This window comes from Longimicrobiaceae bacterium, from assembly GCA_035936415.1.
Taxonomy (GTDB): domain Bacteria; phylum Gemmatimonadota; class Gemmatimonadetes; order Longimicrobiales; family Longimicrobiaceae; genus JAFAYN01.
The window spans coordinates 1-5279 of record DASYWD010000342.1; the positions used below are offsets into that span (position 1 = coordinate 1).

At 69.4% G+C, this 5279-nt stretch carries 6 protein-coding genes; all 6 read left to right on the plus strand.

Annotated elements, in window-relative coordinates:
• The coding region (gene sucB / locus VGR37_13990; GenBank protein HEV2148509.1) for a dihydrolipoyllysine-residue succinyltransferase at positions 1 to 754 on the plus strand (754 nt) is incomplete at its 5' end.
• 4 nt (positions 755 to 758) lie between these two features.
• Positions 759 to 962: a hypothetical protein gene (locus VGR37_13995; GenBank protein HEV2148510.1), complete on the plus strand. Its 204-nt coding sequence runs from the start codon at positions 759 to 761 to the stop codon at positions 960 to 962.
• Positions 963 to 1002: 40 nt separating this feature from the next.
• The gene (locus tag VGR37_14000; protein HEV2148511.1) at positions 1003 to 1269 is read left to right on the plus strand and encodes a type II toxin-antitoxin system PemK/MazF family toxin; all 267 of its coding nucleotides are present in this window, start codon (positions 1003 to 1005) and stop codon (positions 1267 to 1269) included.
• Between the two features lie 4 nt (positions 1270 to 1273).
• On the plus strand, positions 1274 to 2665 hold the full coding sequence (lpdA, locus tag VGR37_14005; GenBank protein ID HEV2148512.1) for a dihydrolipoyl dehydrogenase: 1392 nt from the start codon (positions 1274 to 1276) through the stop codon (positions 2663 to 2665).
• A 300-nt stretch (positions 2666 to 2965) separates the two neighbouring features.
• Entirely contained in the window at positions 2966 to 4465 is a 1500-nt protein-coding gene (locus VGR37_14010; protein ID HEV2148513.1) for a S8 family peptidase, read from the plus strand.
• A gap of 158 nt (positions 4466 to 4623) precedes the next feature.
• The gene (locus VGR37_14015; GenBank protein ID HEV2148514.1) at positions 4624 to 5121 is read left to right on the plus strand and encodes a hypothetical protein; all 498 of its coding nucleotides are present in this window, start codon (positions 4624 to 4626) and stop codon (positions 5119 to 5121) included.
• The last annotated feature ends 158 nt before the right edge of the window (positions 5122 to 5279 follow it).

Here is a 5279-nt window from a genome sequence, read left to right on the forward strand (position 1 = left end):
GCCTGCCCCCCCGGCCCCCCGCCCCGCCGGGCCGCCCGCCGCCCCGACGCAGCCCGGCCGGGAGACGCGCGAGCGGATGTCGCGCCGCCGGCAGACGATCGCGAGGCGGCTGGTGGAGGCGCAGCAGACCACGGCCAGCCTGACCACCTTCAACGAGGTGGACCTCCAGGCGGTGATGGAGCTGCGCAAGCGGCGCCAGGACGCCTTCGTGAAGAAGCACGGCGTGAAGGTGGGCTTCATGTCGTTCTTCACCAAGGCGGTGGTCGGGGCGCTGAAGCAGTTCCCCCGCCTCAACGCCGAGATCCAGGGCGACGAGATCGTCCTCAAGCACCACTACGACATCGGGATCGCGGTGGGCGCCGAGGAGGGGCTGGTGGTCCCGGTGGTGCGCGACGCGGACAGGCGGAGCTTCGCGGACCTGGAGCGGACCATCGCCGAGCTGGGGACGCGCGCCCGCGACGGGAAGCTGACGCTGGAGGAGCTGCAGGGCGGCACCTTCACCATCACCAACGGCGGCGTGTTCGGGTCCATGCTCTCCACGCCGATCCTCAATCCCCCGCAGGTGGGGATCCTGGGGATGCACAACATCGTGGAGCGCCCGGTGGTGGTGAACGGCGAGGTCGCCATCCGCCCCATCATGTACGTGGCCCTGACCTACGACCACCGGATCGTGGACGGGAGCGAGGCGGTGCGCTTCCTGGTGACGATCAAGCAGATGCTGGAGGACCCGGAGACCCTGCTACTGGAGGGTTGAGCCGATGCTGTCCACCGTCAGGGGAATCGTGCGGGAGGGCCGGATCGCGCTGCTGGAGGGGGTGGACCTCCCCGAAGGCACGCCGGTTCTGATAACGCTCCTCAGCGACGAGGAAGCGGAGTTCTGGGCCGCCGCGAGCGGAGGCGCGCTCGACGCCGTCTGGGACAACACCGAAGACGACGTATATGGCGAGCTGCTCCAGGGCTGACGTGGTACTGGTCCGGTACCCGTTTTCGGATCTCTCCGCATTGAAGGTCCGGCCGGCGGTGGTGGTCAGCGCGTCACATCCTTCCGTGGATCTCATCATCGTCCCCCTGACCAGCCGCACCGGCGGCCTCCTCCCCGGCGAGTTCGCGCTCGCCGACTGGAAGGCCGCGGGCCTCCACGTGCCCACGGCGGTGAAGCGGGGCGCGTACACAATTCATCCGACCCTGATCGCGAAGCGGGTGGGACGGCTCTCCGCCGCAGACGAGGCGAAGGTCGGTGACTCCCTCCGCTCCTGGATCGGACTCTGAACTCATGGCTGACGAACAGACTTTCGACCTCGTGGTCCTGGGTGGCGGACCGGGCGGGTACGTGGCCGCCATCCGCGGGGCGCAGCTCGGGATGAAGACGGCGTGCATCGAGAAGGAGCCGGCGCTGGGCGGCACCTGCCTGCGCGTGGGGTGCATCCCCTCCAAGGCGCTCCTGGATTCTTCCGAGCTGTACGAGCAGATCCGCCACAAGGCGGAGGCGCACGGGATCCGGGTGGACGGTGCCGCGGTGGACGTCCCCGCGATGCTCAGGCGCAAGGACGGGGTGGTGAAGGGGCTCACCGACGGGGTGGCGTACCTCTTCAAGAAGAACAAGGTCGAGTGGATCCGCGGCTTCGGCCGGCTCACCTCGCCCGAGACCATCGAGGTGGAGGGCGAGGGCGGGACCCAGACGGTCCGCGCGAAGAGCGTGATCCTGGCGCCCGGATCGGTCCCGGTGGAGCTCCCGTTCCTCAAGTTCGACGGGGAGCGGATCATCGACTCCACCGGCGCGCTCTCCATTCCGCAGGTGCCGGAGCACCTGGTGGTGGTGGGTGGCGGCGTGATCGGGCTGGAGCTGGGGAGCGTGTGGCTCCGCTTGGGCGCCAAGGTGACCATCCTGGAGGCGATGCCCACCATCCTCCCGGGGATGGACGGCGAGGTGGTGAAGCAGGCGGACCGCATCTTCCGCAAGCAGGGCTTCGACATCCGCACCGGCTCGAAGGTCACCGGCGCGGAGCGGCAGGGCGAGAAGGTGATCGTCTCGGTCGAGGGCGCGGAGCCGCTGGAGGCGGACTACCTGCTGGTGTCCGTGGGGCGGCGCGCGTACACGCAGGCGATGGGCTTCGAGGAGGCGGGGATCCGCCTGGAGCGCGGCGTCGTCCAGGTGGACGAGCGCTACCACACGGGCGTGGGGAACGTGTACGCCATCGGCGACGCCATCGGCGGGCGGATGCTGGCGCACAAGGCGGAGGAGGAGGGCGTGGCGGCGGTGGAGTGGATCGCCGGCAAGCACGGCCACGTCAACTACGACGCCGTGGCGAACGTGGTCTACACCTGGCCGGAGATCGCATCTGTCGGGGCCACGGAGGAGGAGCTGAAGGAGCGCGGGGTGGAGTACAGGGCCGGGAAGTTCCCCTGGGCCGCCAACGGGCGCGCCAAGGCCATGGGGGAGGCGGACGGCTTCGTGAAGGTGCTCGCCGACGCGAAGACGGACCGCCTGCTCGGGCTGCACATCCTGGGGCCCCGCGCCTCGGACCTGATCGCCGAGGCCGCGCTGGCGATGGAGTTCGAGGGCTCGGCGGAGGACATCGGGCGCTCGGTGCACGCGCACCCGACGCTGCCGGAGGCGGTGAAGGAGGCCGCCCTCGCGGTGGCTGGGCGGGCGATCCACGTCTGAGGAACCGCCGGGATCGGGACGGCGGTACGGAACGACAGCCCCGAAAACGCGGCAGCGCCCTCACCCGGAACGTCGGGTGAGGGCGCTTTCGTCGAAAACCCTTGACGGTCGGTTGTCTAAACTGTAGCGTACATTTGACGACTATGCTGTAGAGGTAATATCTGTCCCGCTCGCTCCCTCCCGAGCGGAACGGCTGCAACCGCTCCCACGTCGACCGCACGATCCCCGCTCGCCCCGAGAGCCCCGGCTCGGCGCGCGTTCGATCCCCTCCGGGGCTTACCCGAGATTGGAGCTACACCGATGAGGAAACGCAGTATCGGATCCAGGCTGTTGCTGGGGCTCGCGCTGCTGGCCGCAGGCGCCTGTTCCGACGATCCCACCTCGCCCTCCAGGGCGCCCGAGGAGCCCACCCCCTCGGTCGTGCAGGGCCAGGACCGCACCATCCCGGGCCAGTACGTGATCGTCTTCAAGGACGAGGCGAGCGACGTGCGGGGGCTCGCCCGCGCCATGGCCGCGGCGCCGAAGGACTCGGTGCTCTTCATCTACGAGCACACCATCAAGGGATTCGCGGCGCGCCTGGCGCCCGCCTCGGTCGAGGCGGTGAAGCAGCACCCGATGGTGGACCGGGTCACGCCGGACGAGTACGGCATCATGGACCAGTCGGCGGGCACGTGGGGCCTGGACCGGATCGACCAGCGCCACCTTCCGCTGAACGGGATCTACGGGCCCAACCGTGACGGGACCGGGGTGAACATCTACATCATCGACAGCGGGATCCGGAAGAGCCACTCCGAGTTCGGCTTCGGCGTGCGCGCGCGGCACGGCTACACCGTGATCAACGATGGGCGTGGCTCCGAGGACTGCAACGGCCACGGCACCCACGTGGCGGGGACCGCGGCCGGCACCACCTACGGCGTCGCCAAGAACGCCACGGTCTGGGCGGTCCGCATCGGCGACTGCAATGGGGGCGCCACGGTGAGCGGCGTGATCAGCGCGATCGACTGGGTGAAGGCGTACCGCACCCTCCCCGCGGTGGCGAACCTGAGCTACAGCTGGTCGGCGCGGACCGACATCGATGACGCGGTGCAGCGCGCGATCGCCGCCGGCGTCACCTTCGTGACCTCCGCCGGGAACGCCAACGCCAACGCCTGCAACTACTCTCCCAACAGGAAGTCCAACGTCCTCACCGTCGGTGCCACGCAGAGCAACGACTGGCGGGCATCGTACTCCAACTGGGGGTCATGCGTGAAGCTGTTCGCGCCGGGGAGCGGCATCACCTCCTCGTGGTACACCGGGGACTACGCCACCAACACGATCGACGGGACCTCCATGTCCTCGCCGCACGTGGCCGGGGTGGCCGCCCTCTACCTGCAGGGCGATCCTTCCGCTGCCCCGTGGAAGGTGCAGGACGCGGTGGTGAGCTCGGCCACGGCCGGAGTCGTGCTCGACCCCAAGGGCTCGCCGAACCGCCTGCTCTACGCGTTCCCGGTGTACTTCAGCGTCTACGTGGACGGGCCGAGCTCGATCTCCTTCACGGGCGACCATACCTGGGAGGCGTTCCCCTCGGGCGGCGACGGGACCTACACGTACCAGTGGAGCGTCTACTACTACCAGTTGGGATACACCCAGAACCTGGGGACCGGGAAGACGCAGACGCTCTACGTCTACCAGGGCGACGGCGACTTCGACATCATGGTGACCGCGACCTCCGCGGGACAGACCAAGAGCTCCTCCATGTACGTCTACAATGGCGGCTCGGGGGGCGGCGGCCCCTGTGATCCGTTCACCATCTGCCCCTAGCCGTAGGCCGGGCGCCGCACGCATGACGAACCGGGGCGGGCCGGAGGTCCCGACGTGTGACCTTCCGCCGCCCCGGCTCGTCCACTTTACGGACCGGGCAAAGTTTGTCCGGATCCGACCCCACACAACCGATCAACCCGGAACCCGGAGGCGCTCCCATGTACCAGGCGGTCCGCTCCCCCGCAGTCTTCGCTGCCGTTGCCCTGCTGGCCTGGGGCTGCAGCGAGCCCACCGCACCCGCGGGCAAGCGGGTCGTCGGGATCCTGGAGTGGATCCAGGACGCGCCCCGCGCGAGCCTGGCGGCGCTCCCGGAGACCGACCCCGGCGCGACGGTGCTCGTCGCCCCCGACACGGTCCAGGCAGGCGTCCCCTTCACCGCCACGGTCACGACCATCGGCCCGTCGATCTGCTGGAAGGCGGACGGCGCCGAGGTGAGGGCCGAGGCGGCCGCCGCGGTGGTCACCCCGTACGACCTGACGGCGGAGAGCGAGGAGGTGGCCTGCGGGAGCGCGCTGGTGACGCTGCCGCGCGAGGTGGAGCTGCGGTTCACGCAGCGCGGGCAGGCGGTGATCCGCGTCACGGGCCGGAAGGTGGTGGGGCAGGACATCCAGGGAGGCTCGCAGGTGACGGTCGAGAAGCGGGTCCACGTCCGCTGACTCCGGACCGCCGCAGCACGAGACATGAGTCATCCCGGAGATTGAGGTCCGGGAGTTGAAGCAACAAACCCTCCGATGGGTCACATCCATCGGAGGGTTTGCTGTATGAAGACGATCGCCTCGGAGCATTGCAGCGCGTCGGCTCTCGCCTCCACACT

Bases quoted from the DNA above. Each gene is read 5' to 3' on its own strand.
- VGR37_13995 (HEV2148510.1), top strand. From the start codon at position 759: ATGCTGTCCACCGTCAGGGGAATCGTGCGGGAGGGCCGGATCGCGCTG.
- lpdA (HEV2148512.1), top strand. From the start codon at position 1,274: ATGGCTGACGAACAGACTTTCGACCTCGTGGTCCTGGGTGGCGGACCG.
- VGR37_14010 (HEV2148513.1), top strand. From the start codon at position 2,966: ATGAGGAAACGCAGTATCGGATCCAGGCTGTTGCTGGGGCTCGCGCTG.
- VGR37_14015 (HEV2148514.1), top strand. From the start codon at position 4,624: ATGTACCAGGCGGTCCGCTCCCCCGCAGTCTTCGCTGCCGTTGCCCTG.